Source organism: Streptomyces sp. NPDC005811, from assembly GCF_040630405.1.
In the GTDB taxonomy this organism is placed as follows: Bacteria; Actinomycetota; Actinomycetes; order Streptomycetales; family Streptomycetaceae; genus Streptomyces.
The window spans coordinates 297,830-315,365 of record NZ_JBEXXK010000004.1 but is presented as its reverse complement, the minus strand read 5'-3'; the positions used below and the strand labels follow the sequence as shown (position 1 = coordinate 315,365).

Below are 17,536 nucleotides of genomic sequence, written 5' to 3'. Positions count from 1 at the left end.
GCGACGGGCGACGGCCGAGCGGTCGACGGCGAGCCAGCCCCGGCGGTCGACGACCAGGCGGTCGCGGCAGGAGACGGCAGGGCGGGCGCGGCGCGCGAGGGCAGGTTGGTCGCGACGGGCGACGGCCGAGCGGTCGACGGCGAGCCAGCCCCGGCGGTCGACGACCGGGCGGGCGTGGCAGGAGACGGCGGGGTGGTCGTGGCAGGTGGCGGCGGGGCCGTGGTGGCAGGTGGCGGCGGGGCCGTGGTGGCAGGTGGCGGCGGGGCCGTGGTGGCAGGTGGTGTCCGGGGGGTCGCGGCGGGCGCCGCGAGGGCGTCGTCCGTCATGCCGGACGGCTTCGCGGGGCGGTCACGGCGTCCGCTTACGGCGGGGGGCGGGCAGGTGGTCGTGGTGTGCGTCGATGGTCACGCCGGTCCCTTCTCATGTCTCACGCGTTCCACCGCTGCGGCTACCCGGCCGTCGCGTCCGCATACCGGGCCGGGTGGCCCGTGATCGGTGCCGGGGCATGAGGGGCGGGACCCGGGGTAGCCGCACGGCGGGGCAACCGGTCCCGACCGTCAGCTTTCGGAGGTAGTCGTGTCCACCGCCCAGCACCCCCTGTCCGTCGAGGTCGACGTGGTCCGGGAGGACGTCGCCCTGGTCACGGTCGAAGGCCATCTGGACCTCGACACCGCGACCGAGCTCCAGGCCCAGCTGGCGAACCAGCTCCACCACGGCCGCCGCCACTTCCTGCTCGATCTGTCGGCCGTGCCCTTCATGGACTCGTCCGGCATGAACATCATCCTGCGCGTCTACCACGAGGCCCGCGACCTGCCCGGCAGCGTCCATGTCATCGCCCCGGCGCCCGCCGTGCGGCGCGTGCTCGATCTCACCGGGGTCAGCCTCACCGTGCCGATCTCGGAGGAGGTCGCTGCCGCGCTGGACCTCATCGACCGGGGGGAGGCCGGGACGGTCCCGGAGGCCTGAGCGGGGAACCGCGCCGCACCCGCCGGAAAGGCGCAGGTGCGGCGGGCACCCAGGGGCAACAGTTGCCATTTGACAACTGTGAGCATGAGGCAACAAAGTGTGCGGGGCAGTCACGCGGGAGGGATCACGGATGTGCCGGTGGGCGAGGACGACCACCCGCGGCGCGCCACGGCGGCCCGCGGCGGACGCCCGAGGAGCTCAGGCCGTGGCCGCGTCGGCCGGGCCGGCCGGCTCGTGGATCTGTTCGGCCGCGGCGGCGCAGAAGGCCTCCAGACCCCGCAGCAGCGCGTCGCGCTGCGCGGCCGGCATCTGCTCCAGGACCGCCTCCAGGGCGCTCTCGCGCCGCGCGCGCAGATCGGTGAGGAAGGCACGGCCGTGCCGGCTCAGGAAGAGCTGGAGCTCCCGGCGGCTGTTCGCCGCCGCCCTGCGCTCGACGAAGCCCACGGCCTGCAACCGGTCGCACAGTCGGCTGGTCGACGGCGGGGTCGAGCCGAGATGGTCGGCGAGTGTCCGCAGGTTGATGCCTTCGTTGTGCTCCAGGATGAACAGCACCCGCAGCTGGGAGGCGGAGACCGGGGCCGTGGAGGCACGGCCCCACAGGACCTCCAGCAGCTCCGCCGCCTCCGCGGTCACACGCGCGACCTGCTGGGGCTGCGGACGCGAGGAGCGCGAGGAGGGGGACATCACGGAGCCACTCTCCCAGGCTTCCGTGACGCTGTCAGCCCACCCCCGCCGGACACCGCCCGGCCGCCGCGTCACCGCGGCCCCCGCGGACCGTCCCGGCCCCACTCCGAGAAAGGCGTGACCGACATCGTGAACCGGCTCGTGACCGCCGGGCGCGCCCTGCGCTCCGCGGCCGCCCACGAGGTGCCCGAGGCGCTGCGCGAGGTGCTCCGCGCCCACTATGCCGCCGAGACGGCCGAGTTGTGCCTCGCCGACTACGGCGCGACCGTCCTGCTGCCCGTCTCCCCCGCGCCGTACGGCGGCGCCCCCGGGCAAGGGCCCGACCCGCTGCCCGTGCGCGCCGGCGCCGTCGGTCGGGCCTACGGCGCCCAGGAGCCCCACGTCGAGGGGCTCGACGGCGGCCGGGTGCGCGCGCATCTCCCCGTCACCGTGCGCGGCGACCGGCTCGGCGTGCTGTCCGTGACCCTGCCCGCCGAGGCGGCCGGACCCGGCCCGCTCGCCGAACTCGCCGAGGTGGCACGGCTGCTGGGCCATGAACTGGTGGTCGCCGAACGCGACACCGACCGCTATCTCCAGGCCCGCCGCACCGACCGGCTGACGCTGGCCGCGGAGATGCAGTGGCAGCTGCTGCCGGCCCGGTCCTGCGCCCGGGACGCCTACGCGCTCGGCGCCCAGCTGCAGCCCGCGTACGCGATCCACGGCGACAACTTCGACTGGTCGGCGTCCGCGGACCATCTCATGGTGTACGTCACCAACGGCATGGGCGAGGGCATCGAGGCGTCCCTGCTGACCGGGCTCGGCATCAACGCCCTGCGCAACGCCCGCCGCGCGGGCATTCCCCTCGCGGACCAGGCGGCCCTGGCGGACCAGGCGATCCACGCCCACTACCGGGGCGAGGCGCATCTGTCCGTGCTGCTGGTGGACATCGAACTGTCCACCGGCCGGGCCCAGATCGTCGACGCGGGCTCGCCGCGGATGCTGCTGCTGCGCGACCGGGTGCTGACCGCGGTGGACCTGGAGGCCCAGCTGCCGCTCGGCATGTTCGAGGAGACGGACTACGTCGCCCAGGAGTTCACCCTGGAGCCCGGCGACCGGCTGCTCTTCGTCAGCGACGGCGTGCACGCGGTGCCCGGGCCGGGCGGCGAGATCTACGGCGAGCGGGCGCTGGCCCGGGCGGTGAACGCCGCGGCGCTGCTGCCGGCGGCGGAGGTGCCGGCCGCGGTCCTGCGGGAACTCTCCGGGCACCGCGGCAGACCCGAGCCGGACGACGACGCGCTGGTGGTGTGCCTCGACTGGTTCGGCGAACCCCCCGCGTCCCCGTCCGGCGCCCCCTGACCCAGCAGCAGGACCCAGACGAGGAGTGAGGCAGGTTGCCGGAGCACGAGACGGCCGCACAGCACGGGACGCCCGAGAGCGAGGTCGGGGCGTTCCTGCGCCGGCGGCGGGAGCAGCTCGCCCAGCGGTGGGCCGACGAGCCCCTGTTCCGCACGGTGTTCACCGTCGCCCGGGACGAGGCCGTGGAGGCGGGGCGGGTCGTGGTCGACGCGCTCGCCCAGGTGGCCGGGCGCGGCCGCGTGGAGGATCCGGGCGACCCCGGATTCGCCGTCGTACGCGAGCAGTTGTCGCGGATGGCGGCGGCGCGCGCCCGCACCGGGCTCACCCCGACCCGGGTGTCGACCGAGGTGGACGCCCTGCGGGTGCCCGCCGCCGAACTGCTCGTCGCGGAGCTGCCGCAGGCGTCGGCCGAGCACGTACGGGCGTGCACGACGGCGCTGACCGTCCTGATGGGCACGCTGCGCCTGGTGGTGATGGAGACCGCGCTGAGCGAGGGCGAGGCCCTGATCGACCGGCAGCGGCTGCAACTCATGGAGGTGGCGACCCCCGTCATCCGGCTGTGGGACGGGATCGTCGCGGTCCCGCTGATCGGGACCCTGGACAGCGCCCGCAGCCAGGTGGTGATGGAGACGCTGCTGGAGTCGGTCGTCGACGAGCAGGCCCGGTTCGCGATCCTCGACATCACCGGTGTGCCGACCGTGGACTCGCTCGTCGCCCAGCATCTGATGAAGACCGTGGCGGCGGTCCGGCTGATGGGCGCCGAGTGCGTCGTCTCGGGCATCCGGCCCGCGATCGCGCAGACCATCGTGCACCTCGGCCTCGACCTGGGCACGGTGATCACCCGGGCGAGCCTCGCCGACGCCCTCGGGTACGCCCTGCACCGGCTGGGCGCGGACATCGTGCGCGCGGAGCCCGGCGGTGCGACGGCCAGGTGAACGACGACTTCCCGCAGCCCGGCGCGGTCTCCGTACCGGTGCTCCGACTCGGCGACGTCCTGCTGGTCACCCTCCAGGGCGATCTGTACGACGGCATGGCCGCGCGGCTCCAGCAGGACATCGCGCAGGCGATCGTGGACAGCCGGGTGACCGGTGTGGTCATCGACATCTCGGGGGTGGAGATCGTCGACTCCTTCCTCGGCCGGGTGCTGGCCGAGATCGCGGCGCACGCCCGGCTGCTGGCCGCGCGGACCGTGGTGGCCGGGATGCGTCCGGCGGTCGCGCTCACCCTGGTGGAACTCGGTCTGACCCTGCCGGGGCTGCGCACCGCACTGAGCACCGGGGCGGCGCTGGAGCTGCTCGGCCGGGCGGACGCGGCCCGGCCCGGCGGCCCGTACCGGGGCGCCCGGTGAGCGCGGCCGCCGCGGGCGTCGAGGCCCGGCTGCCGATCCGCTCGGACCTGGATCTGGTCCGGGTCCGCCAGCATGTGCGCCAGGCGTCCGCCACGCTCGGCTTCGGCCTGGTGGACCAGACCAAGCTGGTCACCGCGGCCAGCGAACTGGCCCGCAACACCCTGGTGTACGGCGGTGGCGGCGAGGTGACGGCCACCCGGGTCGGCGACGGCCGCCGCGAGGGGCTGCGGCTGACGTTCAGCGACCGCGGGCCGGGCATCCCCGACCTGGAGCGGGCGCTCAGCGACGGCTACACCTCCGGCGACGGACTGGGGCTCGGGCTCGGCGGGGCACGGCGGCTGGTGCACGAGTTCGCCATCGACAGCACGCCCGGCGTCGGCACCACCGTCACGGTGACCTCGTGGACGGCACGGACGCCCCGGCCGCGCGGGGGGTTCTGATGGCGCGGGTGTGGGACGTACCGGTGCACGACTCGACGCGGGTGCGCGACGCCCGGGTGGCCGCCGAGGAGGCGGCGGCGCTCGCCGGTCTGGACGAGTCTCGCACCGCGGCGGCCGCCCTGATCGCGACGGAGCTGGCCACCAACCTGCTCAAGCACGCGGGTGGGGGCCAGTTGCTCGTGGAGGCGGTGGCGCCGCCCACCGGGCAGGGTGCGGCACCGTCGCTCCAGATCGCCGCGGTCGACCACGGTCCGGGCATCGCGGACATGCCCGCCGTCCTGGTGGACGGGTTCTCCACGACGGGTTCGCTCGGCGCGGGGCTCGGCACCTGCCGCCGGCTGGCCGACGCCTTCGGCCTGGACGGCTCCCCGGGCCGGGGCACGGTCGCCGTGGCCCGGCTGGACGCCACGCCGCGGGTGCCCGCCGTCGGCGCGCGGGCCGGCGGGATCAACGTGCCGTTCGCGGGCGCGGCGTACTCCGGGGACCTGTGGACCTGCGTCCACGCGGCCGGCCGGCTCACGCTCATGCTGGCCGACGGGCTCGGGCACGGCCCCGAGGCCGCGCGCGCCTCGACGGCGGCGGCCGAGGAGCTGCGGCGGTGCGCCCATCTCTCCCCCGCCGAGGTGCTGCGGAGTCTCGACGGGGCGCTGCGCGGCACCCGGGGCGCGGCCGTCGCGGTGGCGCAGGTCGATCCGCGGGCCGGGCGGCTGCGGTTCGCGGGCGTCGGCAACACGGGCGCCCGGCTGTACGAGGGCGGCGTCTGGCGTCCGCTGCTGTCGCGGCCGGGCATCGTCGGCGTGCACCGGCCCGCGACCGTGCCCGAGACCGAGGTGCCCTGGGCGGCGGACCGGCTGCTCATCCTGCACACCGACGGGCTGCCCAGCCGCTGGGTGCCGCCGTCCGGCCCCGGTCTGCCGGGCGCCGACCCCGCCGTGACGGCCGCGGTGACCGTGCGCGACGCGGGCAGTTCCGCGCGCCCGGTGCGCGACGACACCGCGGTGGCCGTCCTGTCCCCCGACCCGCCGGACCTCCCATGACGCGCAGCTGGCAGATCACCACCGTCACCGACGCGGCCCGCGCCCGGATCGCCATCGCCCGCCTCGCCGCCGCGTACGGCGTGCCGCCCCTGGAGCGGACCCGGCTCGCGGCGGCGCTCAGCGGACGGCTGCGCCGCTGTCTGACCAAGGGCGGCGACTGGCGGCTGACCGCGTATGCCGCCGACGGTCTGCTCGCGCTGGAGGTCCTGCCCCTGTCCGGGGCCGGGGAGCCCGTGTGGCGTGCGGCGGCGCCCTGCCCTGAGCCGTCCGGGGCCGTGGTCTGCACCGAGGTCGCGGACGATCCGGCGCTGCTCGCGGAGGCCCTGCTGGGCGCCGACGAGGACACCTCGCTGGTGCTGGACCGGCTCGCCGAGCAGGAGGAGCTCGTCGGCTTCCACCGCGAGGAACTGCACCAGACCAACCAGGGGGTGCTGGCGCTGCACGCGGAGCTCGACGCCGCCGGGCGGGCGCAGCGCGAGGCGTTCTCGGCGGAGCGGGCGGCCCGCCGGGAGGCGGAGAGTGCCCGCCGCCGGCTGACGTTCCTGGCGAACGCCAGCGCCGCGCTGACGGCGTCCCTCAACCAGGAGCAGATCGTGCGCCGGCTGCCCGAGCTGCTGGTCCCCGAGTACGCCCGCACGGTCGACGTCTGGCTGTTCGACGCCGACGACGACCGGGGGGAGCGGGCCGCGCACCCGGCGGCGGCCGTGCTCGCCGCCCGCACCGGACGGCCCCGGTACGCGGCCGCGTCTCCCGGCGGGCTGCCGGGCATAGACGACCACCCGCCGTCGGCGCTGGATCCCGCCCGTCCGATGCTGTGCGTACCGCTGGCGACCCGGCGCGCGCCGCTCGGCGTGCTGACGCTGACCCCGCCGGGCGAGCGCTGGGACCCCGACGACGCGGTGATGCTGGTGGAACTGACCCGGCGGGCGAGCACCGCCCTGGACAACGCGCGCCGCTTCGAGCACAACCGGGACATCGCCGAGACGCTCCAGCGGGCCCTGCTCACCGAACTGCCGAGGGTCCCCGGTCTGCGCCTGGCGGCCCGCTATCTGCCCGCCACGTACGGGCTGAACATCGGCGGCGACTGGTACGACGCGTTCCGCCGCCCGGACGGCAGTCTGATCGTCGTCATCGGGGACGTCACCGGGCACGGGCTGCACGCGGCCGTGATGATGAGCCAGCTGCGCACCGCGCTGCGCGCCTACGCCGTCGACGGCGCCAGCCCCGGGCAGCTGCTGACCCGGCTGCACGTCTTCCTGCACCAGCTCCAGCCCGATCTGTACGCCACCGCGGTGATCGCCCGGTTCCGGCCCGGGGAGCCGTCGCTGACCTGGGCCGCCGCCGGTCATCCGCCGCCGGTGCTGCGCGGTCCGGACGGTCGGGTGCGGACCCTGGACGCCAAGCCGGGGGCGATGCTCGGCATCCCGCTGCGCCAGGAGATCGCCGACCACACGGTCCCGCTCGCGCCCGGATCGACGCTGGCGCTGTACACGGACGGGCTGGTCGAGCGGCGCGCCCAGGGCATAGACCCGGGCATCGAACGCCTCGCGGCGGCCCTGGGGGGATTCCGCACGGAGGAGCTGGAGGGAGATCTGCCCGCCGCGGCGGAACGCATCCTGGACCCGATGCTGAGCGACTCGGAACGCGACGACGACGTGTGCCTGCTGCTGTGCCACCTCGACACGCCCACCGACACCGATCCGACCGGAAGCCGCTGACCCCACTCAACCATCCCCGGCCCCGCCGCCACCGGCCACCGGCCGCTCAGCGCTACCGCCGGGGCGGCCGCCGGGCTGCCAGGCCGGGAGACCGTCAGGCCTCGATACCCCGGTGGCGTCGGTGACGAGCGGCCGGGGGCGGTGGGTTGGGTCAGGTCTCTCCGGTGTATGCGTGGCTGAAGGCGTACAAGCCCTGCTCCAGTGCCGTGCGTTGGGCGGGGGTCAGGTTGGCGAGCACCGACGCGAGCCGGTGTACCCGTCGTTCCGTGACGTCGGTGAGGACCCGGCTGCCGTAGGCCGTGACCACGAGCTGGACCTCGCGCCGGTTGCGCGGCTGCACGGTCCGCTCGATCAGGCCCGCGGCCTCCAACCGGTCGCAGAGCCGGCTCGCGGTGGGCACGCCGATGCCGAGGTGCTCGGCGAGCGCGGTCAGATTGAGCTCGGGTCTGCGCCGGACCGTCCTGAGCGCGAGCAGCTGCCGGGCGGGCAGCCGGGGCACCGCCTCCTCGGCCGCCGCGAGCCAGCAGGCCACCAGGGACTCCACCGCGTCGGCGAGGTGCCGCGCCGCCGCCTGGGGGCCTCCCGGGGCGTCGCAGCCCTCCGCGCGCTCCACGTCAGTACCCTCCGGCCACCGCAGTTGTCATGTACCTCGGCCTACCCGGAGGTACCTGGCGTACACGGCCCTTGTGCGGGGTACGACGGGAGCCTCAGCAGAAACGTTCGTCTGCATGCCTCGCCCGGCTGGCGGAACCGGTCCGGGCGGGGTGGGATCGATGGGGTGCGACGGCTCGCGGAGGGCACACGCAGGACGTCAGACGCCTGGAGCCGCAGAAAGGGATGGACACCGTGACACGACCCAGGATCCTGGTGGTGGGCGCGGGCTTCGCCGGAGTGGGATGCGTTCGCCGTCTGGAACGCGCGCTCGCCACCGCGGAGGCCGAGATCACTCTGGTGACGCCGTTCGCCTACCAGCTCTATCTGCCGTTGCTGCCGCAGGTCGCCTCGGGGGTGCTGACGCCCCAGTCGATCGCCGTGTCGCTGCGGCGCAGCAAGAAGTACCGCACCCGGATCATCCCGGGCGGCGCCATCGGCGTGGACCTGAAGGCGAAGGTCTGCGTCATCCGCACCATCACCGACGAGATCGTCAACGAGCCGTACGACTACATCGTGCTGGCTCCCGGCAGTGTGACCCGCACCTTCGACATCCCGGGGCTGACCGAGCACGCCTTCGGCATGAAGACGCTCGCCGAGGCCGCCTACGTCCGCGACCACGTCATCACCCAGCTCGACCTCGCCGACGCCAGCCACGACCCCGCCGAGCGGGCCTCCCGGCTCCAGTTCGTGGTCGTGGGCGGTGGCTACGCGGGCACCGAGACCGCCGCCTGTCTGCAACTGCTCACGCACAACGCGGTCAAGCGCTATCCCCGGATCGACCCCGCCCTGATCAAGTGGCATCTCATCGACATCGCGCCCAAGTTGATGCCGGAGCTGGGCGACAAGCTGGGCTCCAGCGCGCAGGAGGTGCTGCGCCGGCGGGGCATCGACATCTCGCTGGGCGTGTCCATCGCCAAGGCCGGCCCGGAGGAGGTCACCTTCACCGACGGACGGGTGATCCCGACCCGTACGCTCATCTGGACGGCCGGCGTGGTGGCGAGCCCGCTGATCGCCACGCTCGGCGCGGAGACCGTGCGCGGACGGCTCGCGGTCACCTCCCATCTGGACCTGCCGGGCCAGGACGGGGTGTTCGCCCTCGGCGACGCGGCCGCGGTGCCGGACGAGGCGAAGGACGACCCGGACGCGGTCTGCCCGCCGACCGCGCAGCACGCCATGCGGCAGGGCAAGGTCGTCGCCGACAACGTCGTGGCGAAGCTGCGCGGGCGGCCGACGCGGCCGTACGTGCACAAGGACCTCGGTCTGGTCGTCGACCTCGGCGGCACCGACGCGGTGTCCAAGCCGCTCGGCATCGAGCTGCGGGGGCTGCCCGCGCAGGTCGTGGCGCGCGGCTACCACTGGTCGGCGCTGCGCACGGGCGTGGCCAAGGCGCGGGTGCTGACGAACTGGACCCTGAACGCGATCGCGGGCGACGATTTCGTCCGCACCGGGTTCCAGGCGCGCCGGTCCGCCAAGCTGAAGGACTTCGAGTACACGGACAGCTATCTGACGCCCGAGCAGGTGCGGGCGCACGTCGAGGGCTCGGGTCCCGGGTCCGGGTGACGGAGGCGGGGACGAGCGCGGTGGCCCGGTGGCGCGACCGGGTCGCCGCGTCCGATCCCGGGCTGCTGCGGCTGGCGGCGGGGCTGCGGACGGTGGCCGCGATCTCGCTCACGCTGGCCGTGCTCTCGTTGCTCGGGGCGGACGTCCAGCATCTGGTCGCGGGGGCCATCGCGGCGATGGTGGCGACCTTCGCCATCCGGGAGAAGCAGCGGCCCCGGCAGGCGCTCACGCTGGCGCTGGGCCTGCCGACGGCGCTCGCCTCGGTGTCGGTGGCGGCGCTCCTCGGCACCCGGCAGGTGGCCGGTGACGTCTTCTTCGTGGTGCTCATCTTCTGCGCGGTGTACGGCCGCCGGTTCGGCGACCGGGGCACCACGCTGGGGCTGATCGGCTTCCAGGTCTACTTCCTGGCCCTGTTCGTCGGGGTCACCACCGACGACCTGGCCGGGTTCTGCGGGGTGATCGCGGTCGCGTTCGCGTGCAGCGCGACGGCCCGGTTCCTGCTGGTGCCGCAGACCCCGACGGCGGTCCTGGAGCGGCTGCGGCAGGCGTTCCGGGCCCGGCTGGCGCAGCTGCTCGACGCCCAGCTGGAGCTGCTGGACGCCGGCCCCGAGGACGTGGAGAAGGCGCTGGAGCACACCCGGGAGGGCACCGCGCGGCTGCACGAGACGGCCATGATGATCCAGGGCCGGCTGGAGGAGGGCACCTCGGACGAGGCGGTGGCCCGGCTGGTGCAGCGCCGGATCGCCGACGCGGAGATCACCGCCGAGCGGCTGGGCCTGCTGCTGCTGACGGCGCGCAGCGCGGAGCGGGCCGACACCCTGACCATGCATCTGCCCGGGGCTCCGCTGCCGGAGGGGGGCGAGCTGCCGGTGCGGGACGAGGCGCTGGACGTCCTGCGCCGGGATCTGACGGCCCTCGGGCTCCTCGTACGGCAGCCCGCGGCGGACGGCACGGGCATGGCGCAGGTGCGCAACCGGCTGCTCGGGTACCGGGACGAGGAGAACCTGCCGGCGGCGTCCCCGGACGTGCAGGACGTGTTCCGGGGGCTGGGCGAGGCGACGCGGGCGGTGCTGGGGCTGCGGATCGCGCTCGACGGACCCCAGGACGAGTCGGAGGACAGTCCCGAGGCGGCCCGCTCCCGGGAGGAGCTGGACGCGGAGGACGCGGCCATCGCCGCCGAGGAGGAGGAGCCCACGGAGACGGGGCTGCGGCGGCCGACCACCCGGGCCGCGGTCCAGGTCGCCGTCGGCTCGTCGCTGGCCATGGTCGGGGGCGAGCTGCTGTCCGCGCACCGATGGTACTGGGCGGTGCTGACCTGCTGGATCGTGTTCCTCAACACCGCGTCCACCGGCGAGATCCTGGTCAAGGGCTCCCGCCGGTTGCTGGGGACCGTGCTCGGGGTGGTCGCGGGCATCCTGCTCGCGGGGATCGCCGGGCATCACACCTGGACGGCGTTCACGGTGGTGCTGCTGTGCGTGTTCGCGATGTTCTACACGGCACCGCTGTCGTACACGCTCTCGTCGTTCTTCGTCACGGCGGCGCTCGGGGTGCTGTACACGCTGCTGCACACCTACAGCCTGTCGGTGCTGGTGCTGCGGATCGAGGAGACGGCGATCGGGGCGGCCTGCGGGGTGGCCGCGGCGGCGCTGGTGCTGCCGGTGCACACCGACCGCCGGACGAACGAGCTGCTGACGACCGTCCTGGACCGGCTGGCCGACGTCACCTCGGCCGCGGTCGGCCAGCTGAGCGGGGAGCCGCCGGCCGAGCTGCTGGACCTGGCCCGGGACCTGGACGAGGCGCTGGCGGACCTGCGGGCGGCCACCCAGCCGCTGACGCATCCGGTGAGCCCGCTGCGGACCCGGCGGGACACCGCGCAGTACGTGGTCGCGCTGCTGGAGACCTGCGCCTACCACGCCCGTTCGCTGGCGGCGACCGCGGAGCTGCTGCCCACGCACCCGTCGATCGCGGCGGATCCCCGGCTGCGCGGGGCCGGGCAGCGGATCCTGCACAACATCGGCGCGATCGCCGCCCGGGTCGCCGGGGAGCCCGCCACGGCCGAGGTGGTCACCGGGCCGAGCGTCGCCTCGCTGCTGAAACCGGGCGGGATCGGCACCCCGCGCTACGGCCGGGTCACCGACCGGGTGCTGCGGCACCTCCAGCGGCTGGACGAGGCCGTGCTGGGTCTCGCCCGGCCGCTGGGGGTGCCGCTGACCCGGCCGCTGGGGGTGCCGGTCACCGGGCCCCAGTCACCGGTGTGACGCGGGCGTCAGAAGTCGGCGGGCAGGTCGCTCGCGGCGGCGATGCCACGCAGTTCCTCGATGTCGTGCTGCCGCTGCCGGATGCAGCCGGCGATCTCGGCCAGCCGGGCGGGGTCCTCGGCGGTGACCGCGTCGGTGACCACCCGGACCGGGCCGGTGCCGTCCACGTGGATCTCGACGAGCTGGTTGTCCAGGCGGCCGGTGAGGGCGGTGGCGATGACCAGGGCGGCCTCGTCGCGGATCTCCTGGGGCAGTTCGTCGCTGTCGTCCGGGTCCAGGGCGAAGTCGAGGGTCTCCGGTGGCTGTTCTTCCAGGGCGCGCAACGCCGGGCCGACGATCCTCATCAGCAGCCGGTAGTCCTCGCTCTCCATGCGGAGGCGCAGAAGGCCGAGGTACATGTCGACGGGCCGTGCGTCCGGCGGGAACTCGGATTCGTTCATGTGCTGCGGGTTCCCCGGCATCCGGGTGTCAGACCTCGCGCCAGCGGGCCATCGCGAAGGAGAAGAGTCCGAACAGGACGAGGCCGGCCGCGACACAGGCCAGCAGGGCCGGTCCGGCGGGCGTACGGGCGAACGAGCGCAGGGTGTCGTCGAGCCCCTTGGCGTGGTCGGGGTCGTAGTCGACGGCGGCACGTACGGCGAAGGCGCCGACGGCGGCGAACACCAGGCCGCGGGCCGCTCCGCCGCCCACGCCGGTGACGTCCACCAGCCGCCGGACCCCCCGGGACAGGGCGCCCAGCCGCATCTTCTCGTGGTAGGCCCGGGTGACGGCCCGACCGCCGATCCACACGCCGGCCACGATGATCCCCGCACCCCCGGCGCCCACGATCCACTGCCCGGCCGGCACGTCGAGCAGCCGGGCGGTGACGTCCTTGGACTGCCGGTCGCTCGAGCCGCCGCCACTGCCCGAGCCGGCGGCGAGCGCCAGGACGGAGTAGGCGACGAAGGAGTAGAACCCGCACCGTGCCAGGGCGAGGAGCCGTTTCCGGGCCGTGCGCCCCTCGGGCCCGGCCACGCCGAAGACCGCCTCGGACAGCCGCCACACGGCCATCCCGGCCAGTCCCGCGCCCAGGGCCCACAGCAGTACGGCGCCGAAGGGCTGCCGTGCCAGCTCGCCGAGGGCGCCCTGCCGGTCGGCCTCCCGTCCGGGATGCCCGAAGGCGATCCGCAGGGCCAGCACCCCGACGAGCAGATAGATCACTCCTCGCGCGGCGAAGCCGGCTCTCGCGGCCCCCTTCACCACGGATCCGCGCGCGGCGCGCCGGGCCTCGGCTCCGCCCTCGCGCATCAGGGCACTCGTGTTCATTCGTCCTCCCCTGGTCGTCGTGAGGCGGCTGCCCCGCCGAGCGCCCGGCACGCCCGGACGCGGGCGACGGGGCGGCCGGCTCAGCTGTTGCCCGCCCGTGCCGCTCGTTGGCTGCGGCCGAGGGCGTGCAGATGCTCCAGGGCGTCGAGCAGTACCGTCCGTTCGTGCCAGACCAGCCAGTGGCCCGCCTGTGCGCCCAGCGCGGCGAGGGTGGTGAGCTGGGTGGTGCGCAGGCCGTCCAGGGGCCGGTCGACGTGGGCCGAGACCATCCCGACGCAGGCCCCGGACGCCGTGGTCAGGGGCACGCTGTGACAGGCGCGGCTGCCGGCGGCGAGGACGGCCCGGCGGGCGGGCTCGGTGAACACCGGGTCACGTTCCACGTCCCGCACGGTGACCTGGGCGACCTCGCTCGCGGCCTTCGCACAGGAGGTGCCCTCCTCGCCGACGTACGCGAAGAAGTCGAGGAACTCCTCGGTCAGCCCGGTGTGCCGCTCGATGCGCAGCTGTCCGGTGACCCGGTCCACGGTCTGTACATTGCCCATGTCGGCGCCCACCACGTCGAGCGTCCGGTGCAGCACCGCTCCCAGCACCGCACCCCGGCTGCCGCCGCCCCGCCCGTCCTGCGGCACGAAGGCCAGCGGCGGCTCCGGCCGGCGCACGCGCCGCGGGAACCACAGCGCCGTCCGTTCGTCGGGCCGGGGGGTGCTCACCAGGGCCGCGGCGAGCGTGCGCATCTTGACGTTGTACCGCTGGGAGGCACGCCGCATGAGCGAGAAGGCCCCGTCCGCGTCGGGAAGGGCGTAGCGCTCCTGGAGCATGCCCTGGGCCTGCGAGATCAGTGGGTAGGCGTGGATTCGGGCGCGCAGATCGCGCACCTCGGCGCGCAGCCGCAGCACCTCCCCGCGCTGGGGGTCCTCGTCCGCCGTCCCTGGCAGAGGAGCGGTCATGGCGTCTCCGTCCGGTCGGTGTGCCGCAGCCGCTCGCGCGCGGCTGCCGTGGCGCGCCTGCCCCGCCCCCTCATGCGTAGACGTGCCGTCCCTGGTCCCGGCGTCGGTCTCCCCTGCCGCAGATGGCCAGGACGACGTCCCCCGGCCCGTCCGCGGTCGCGGTCACGTGGCCCGCCGCGACCTCGTGCGCGGCGATCCAGGGCCCTGGCGGCCTTCCTCTCCGTCGATCTCTCCGCCGATCTCTCCGTCGATCCGAGCGGGCCGACGCCGGTGGGGCTCGGTGTGCGGTTCACGCGCGGCCGTCGCATCGGCCCCCCAGCGCCTCCTCGCGCACCCGCTCGCAGCTGCGGCTGATGAGCCGGGAGACGTGCATCTGGGAGATGCCGAGCCGGTCGGCGATCCGGCTCTGGGTCATGTCCTCGAAGAAGCGCATGTAGAGGATGGCGCGTTCGCGTTCGGGCAGGCGGCGCAGGCCCTGCCGGGCGGACTCGCGGTCGACGACGGTGTCGTACGAGGCGTCCGGGCCGCCCAGGGTGTCGGCGAGGCTGTAGCCCTCGTCGTCGGTGCGCAGTTCGGCGTCCAGGGAGAGGGTGCTGAAGCTGTCCAGGGCCTCCAGACCGGCGCCGACCTCGTCCTCGGTCAGGCCCGTGCGGGCGGCGAGATCGGCGACCGAGGGCTCCGGGGAGCCCGGGTTCTGGGTCAGTTCGCGGCGGGCGATCCGGACCTTGTTGCGCAGTTCCTGGACCCGGCGGGGGACGCGCAGCGCCCACATCCGGTCGCGGAAGTGCCGTTTGATCTCGCCGGTGATGGTGGGCACGGCGTAGCTCTCGAAGGCGCCGCGCTCGGGGTCGAAGCGGTCGACGGCCTTCACCAGACCGAGCGCGGCCACCTGCCGCAGGTCCTCGACGGCCTCGCCGCGGTCGCGGAACCGGCCAGCGATGCGGTGGGCCATGGGCAGCCAGGCGGTGACGATCTCGTCGCGCACGGCGTCCCGTTCCGGTCCCTGCGCGAGACCGGTCAGGCGGGCGAACAGGCGGGCGGTGTCAGGGGCGTCGTCGTGGGACCGCCGGGTCCGCCCCGTGGGGCGGGCGGATCCTGCGGTACGGCTGGTCGACAGGTCGGTGAGCATGCTGGATCGGCTCCTGAACGGTCGTCTCGGGATGTGACCACGGGAGGGCCGTCGTCGTCCGGGGCTCGTGGGAGCGGCCCGGAGCGGACATACCGCTCCCGTCGGCGCGCCTCCGGTCCGAAGCACGAACCTCCGTCTGCCCGGGGGCCGGAGGAACAAACTCCGTTCGGGGACGGCCTTTGCGTACGCGCGGCTTCAGTACACGGGGACCACGGCGGTGATGCGCTTGCCGCCGGAGGGCAGGCCGGACACCTGGACGTCGCGGGCCAGCCGGCACACGATGAGCCAGCCCCGGCCGCCGGTGCGGGTGCGTCCGTGCTCGTCGAGCGGCGGGGCGACCACCGGCAGCCGGTCGCTGCGGTCGCTCACGGAGACCCGGACGGCGGGTCCGTCGAGGTCGACGTCGTACGCGGTGACGCCGCCGCCGTGGAGGATGGCGTTGGTGGTGAGTTCCGAGGCGACGAGCAGGGCGTCGCAGAGGGCCTGCTCGTCGTACGGGCGTCCGCCGTCCCCGCACCGCGCGGTCACCGCGCGGTGTACGGCCCGACGGACGTCGCAGGGCCGGCAGTGGACCTCCCCGGTGTGGGGGTCCGGTCCGCGCGGCGCGTCGAGTGCCTCGTCTGCGTCCGTGCGGTCGGTCGTTCCGTTGACACGCATCCTTTCGCTCCCCTGGCCGTTCCCGTGCGGGTGGTTGAGTCGTACCGAGGGGCCCGCGGTCCACGGGTGCGCCCGGTGTTCTCCCCTCCGGGCTGCGCGGGCCCCTCTCTGGTGCGGCTGGCCGCCCCGGCGGACTCCAAACCTGCGGGGCGCCGGGAGTCGTCGGAGCGGGCGCCGGGGGGTACATATCAGGCATGACCGATGTCGTGGACGCGGGTGAGCTGCTGCGCCGCATCCAGCGCGCGAGGGCCTGTGCGCGGGAGGAGCTGCGGAGCTGGCGGGCCCGGAGCGGTGAGCTGGAGCGGGACGATCCGGACGCGGCGCGCGAGGCGCGGGTGCGGGGGCTGGCGTACGAGGCGGTGCTCAGGATCCTGGACGAGATCGTGACACCGGGCCGGGCGGGCGTACGACACTGAGCCGGCGAAGTGAAACGGGTCACGTGACCGGGTTCCGGGTACGCGAAATCTGCTTGGATGGTTTACGGTTCACCCATAGGCGGTGAGCGAGGTCGAGCCTCTGTCTCCTTCGCACACCATCCTTGACGGCCCTGGCTGGCTTCCCCCGTCCAGCCAGGGCTTTTTCCTGCCCCGGTACCGAAAGTCACCTCCGCCGAGGTGCCCGGCGGGCCGGCAGCGGCTGAAATGGGCTGTGGAGACAAGCACCGCGACCGATCGCCCGGCGAGGAGCACCGCGCCATGACCAAAGCGACCAAACTGCTGACCGCCCTTCCCCCGCCCCAGCGCCGCCGTCTGATGGAGCTCGCCCGGGAGGTCTCCTTCCCGGAGGACACCCGGATCTTCGAGGCGGGGGGCCGGGCCGACCGTTTCTGGGTGGTCCGCTCCGGCGCGGTCTCCCTCGTCCAGCAGGTGACCTCGGTGCAGCGGGTCACCGTCGCGAGCCTCGGCGCCGGTGATCTGCTTGGCTGGTCCTGGCTCTTCCCGCCGTACCAGTGGGACTTCGGCGCCGAGGCGTTCAGCCCGGTCCGCGCCTACGAGTTCGAGGCGCAGCCGGTGCTGAAGCTCTGCGAGGAGGATCCGGCGCTCGGGGTGACGCTGGTCCGGATCGTCGCCGAGATCCTCGCCCACCGCCTGGAGATGACCCGGGGCCGCCTGCTGGACCAGTACGGCACCCACCGCCACCGGTCACTGTAGCCCGCCCGAACGGGAGCACCGGCCGGCCGCGACACCCGCCGGGGCGGTCCGCCGGACGCGACAGCCGCCTGGCCGGGACCGGCAGACGCAGGAACCGCCGGGACGAGACCGGCCGGACGCTTCAGCCACCGGGACGGGATCGACCGGACACGGCAGCCACCGACCGGGACCATCGAACGCGACAGCCACCGGCCGGGACCGTCGGACGCAGGAACCGCCAGGGCGGACCGGCAGGCGCTGCAACCGCCAGGACGAGACCGGCCGGACGCTTCAGCCACCGGCCGGGACCGTCGGACCAGACCGAGCGGACGCGGGAACCGCCAAGGCGGACCGGCAGGCACCCGAAA

18 protein-coding genes are annotated in these 17,536 nt (G+C 74.7%); 11 read left to right on the top strand and 7 right to left on the bottom strand.

What is annotated here, in order from left to right:
* Positions 1-576 precede the first annotated feature (576 nt).
* A complete protein-coding gene (locus ABZ490_RS06515) occupies positions 577-966 on the top strand; it encodes an STAS domain-containing protein (RefSeq protein WP_358985073.1) in 390 nt (129 codons plus the stop codon).
* A gap of 198 nt (positions 967-1,164) precedes the next feature.
* Here ABZ490_RS06515 and ABZ490_RS06510 read toward each other — a convergent pair whose 3' ends face one another.
* Entirely contained in the window at positions 1,165-1,650 is a 486-nt protein-coding gene (locus ABZ490_RS06510; protein ID WP_358985125.1) for a MarR family transcriptional regulator, read from the bottom strand.
* Positions 1,651-1,767: 117 nt separating this feature from the next.
* Here ABZ490_RS06510 and ABZ490_RS06505 point away from each other — a divergent pair, with 117 nt between their 5' ends.
* The 6 genes from ABZ490_RS06505 to ABZ490_RS06480 are packed head-to-tail and all read left to right on the top strand — an operon-like array spanning position 1,768 to position 7,528.
* Positions 1,768-2,985, top strand: coding sequence for a PP2C family protein-serine/threonine phosphatase (locus ABZ490_RS06505; RefSeq protein ID WP_358985070.1), 1,218 nt, complete (start codon positions 1,768-1,770; stop codon positions 2,983-2,985).
* Positions 2,986-3,020: 35 nt separating this feature from the next.
* The gene (locus ABZ490_RS06500) at positions 3,021-3,920 is read left to right on the top strand and encodes an STAS domain-containing protein (RefSeq protein ID WP_358985067.1); all 900 of its coding nucleotides are present in this window, start codon (positions 3,021-3,023) and stop codon (positions 3,918-3,920) included.
* Complete coding sequence (locus ABZ490_RS06495; protein WP_358985064.1) at positions 3,917-4,333, top strand: STAS domain-containing protein; 417 nt, start codon at positions 3,917-3,919, stop codon at positions 4,331-4,333. Before ABZ490_RS06500 ends, ABZ490_RS06495 begins: the two co-directional genes overlap by 4 nt.
* On the top strand, positions 4,330-4,773 hold the full coding sequence (locus tag ABZ490_RS06490; RefSeq protein ID WP_358985061.1) for an anti-sigma regulatory factor: 444 nt from the start codon (positions 4,330-4,332) through the stop codon (positions 4,771-4,773). The genes ABZ490_RS06495 and ABZ490_RS06490 overlap by 4 nt, the downstream gene beginning before the upstream one ends.
* Positions 4,773-5,810, top strand: coding sequence for an ATP-binding SpoIIE family protein phosphatase (locus ABZ490_RS06485; protein WP_358985122.1), 1,038 nt, complete (start codon positions 4,773-4,775; stop codon positions 5,808-5,810). Before ABZ490_RS06490 ends, ABZ490_RS06485 begins: the two co-directional genes overlap by 1 nt.
* Complete coding sequence (locus ABZ490_RS06480; protein ID WP_358985058.1) at positions 5,807-7,528, top strand: SpoIIE family protein phosphatase; 1,722 nt, start codon at positions 5,807-5,809, stop codon at positions 7,526-7,528. Before ABZ490_RS06485 ends, ABZ490_RS06480 begins: the two co-directional genes overlap by 4 nt.
* Positions 7,529-7,679: 151 nt before the next feature.
* Here ABZ490_RS06480 and ABZ490_RS06475 read toward each other — a convergent pair whose 3' ends face one another.
* Positions 7,680-8,141 carry a MarR family transcriptional regulator gene (locus tag ABZ490_RS06475; RefSeq protein WP_358985055.1) on the bottom strand — a complete coding sequence of 154 codons (462 nt, stop codon included), beginning with the start codon at positions 8,139-8,141 and terminating at the stop codon, positions 7,680-7,682.
* A gap of 224 nt (positions 8,142-8,365) precedes the next feature.
* Between ABZ490_RS06475 and ABZ490_RS06470 the strand changes: the two genes are divergently transcribed.
* Positions 8,366-9,742, top strand: a complete 1,377-nt coding sequence (locus tag ABZ490_RS06470) for an NAD(P)/FAD-dependent oxidoreductase (protein ID WP_358985052.1) — start codon at positions 8,366-8,368, stop codon at positions 9,740-9,742.
* Positions 9,743-9,762: 20 nt separating this feature from the next.
* Positions 9,763-12,000 carry an FUSC family protein gene (locus ABZ490_RS06465; protein ID WP_358985049.1) on the top strand — a complete coding sequence of 746 codons (2,238 nt, stop codon included), beginning with the start codon at positions 9,763-9,765 and terminating at the stop codon, positions 11,998-12,000.
* Between the two features lie 8 nt (positions 12,001-12,008).
* Here the strand turns inward: ABZ490_RS06465 and ABZ490_RS06460 are convergent, their stop codons facing one another.
* The 5 genes from ABZ490_RS06460 to ABZ490_RS06440 all read right to left on the bottom strand — a co-directional run bounded on the left by ABZ490_RS06460 (position 12,009) and on the right by ABZ490_RS06440 (position 16,038).
* Complete coding sequence (locus tag ABZ490_RS06460) at positions 12,009-12,440, bottom strand: hypothetical protein (RefSeq protein WP_358985047.1); 432 nt, start codon at positions 12,438-12,440, stop codon at positions 12,009-12,011.
* Positions 12,441-12,468: 28 nt separating this feature from the next.
* Complete coding sequence (locus ABZ490_RS06455; protein WP_358985044.1) at positions 12,469-13,305, bottom strand: DUF1206 domain-containing protein; 837 nt, start codon at positions 13,303-13,305, stop codon at positions 12,469-12,471.
* 80 nt (positions 13,306-13,385) lie between these two features.
* Positions 13,386-14,252, bottom strand: a complete 867-nt coding sequence (locus tag ABZ490_RS06450) for an ANTAR domain-containing protein (RefSeq protein WP_358985041.1) — start codon at positions 14,250-14,252, stop codon at positions 13,386-13,388.
* A 289-nt stretch (positions 14,253-14,541) separates the two neighbouring features.
* The gene (locus ABZ490_RS06445) at positions 14,542-15,381 is read right to left on the bottom strand and encodes a SigB/SigF/SigG family RNA polymerase sigma factor (RefSeq protein ID WP_358985039.1); all 840 of its coding nucleotides are present in this window, start codon (positions 15,379-15,381) and stop codon (positions 14,542-14,544) included.
* Between the two features lie 195 nt (positions 15,382-15,576).
* Entirely contained in the window at positions 15,577-16,038 is a 462-nt protein-coding gene (locus ABZ490_RS06440) for an ATP-binding protein (protein WP_358985036.1), read from the bottom strand.
* A 194-nt stretch (positions 16,039-16,232) separates the two neighbouring features.
* On the opposite strand from ABZ490_RS06440, the gene ABZ490_RS06435 reads away from it, so the two are divergent.
* Entirely contained in the window at positions 16,233-16,454 is a 222-nt protein-coding gene (locus tag ABZ490_RS06435) for a hypothetical protein (protein WP_358985033.1), read from the top strand.
* 279 nt (positions 16,455-16,733) lie between these two features.
* Positions 16,734-17,189 carry a cyclic nucleotide-binding domain-containing protein gene (locus ABZ490_RS06430; protein ID WP_358985030.1) on the top strand — a complete coding sequence of 152 codons (456 nt, stop codon included), beginning with the start codon at positions 16,734-16,736 and terminating at the stop codon, positions 17,187-17,189.
* Positions 17,190-17,536: the final 347 nt, after the last annotated feature.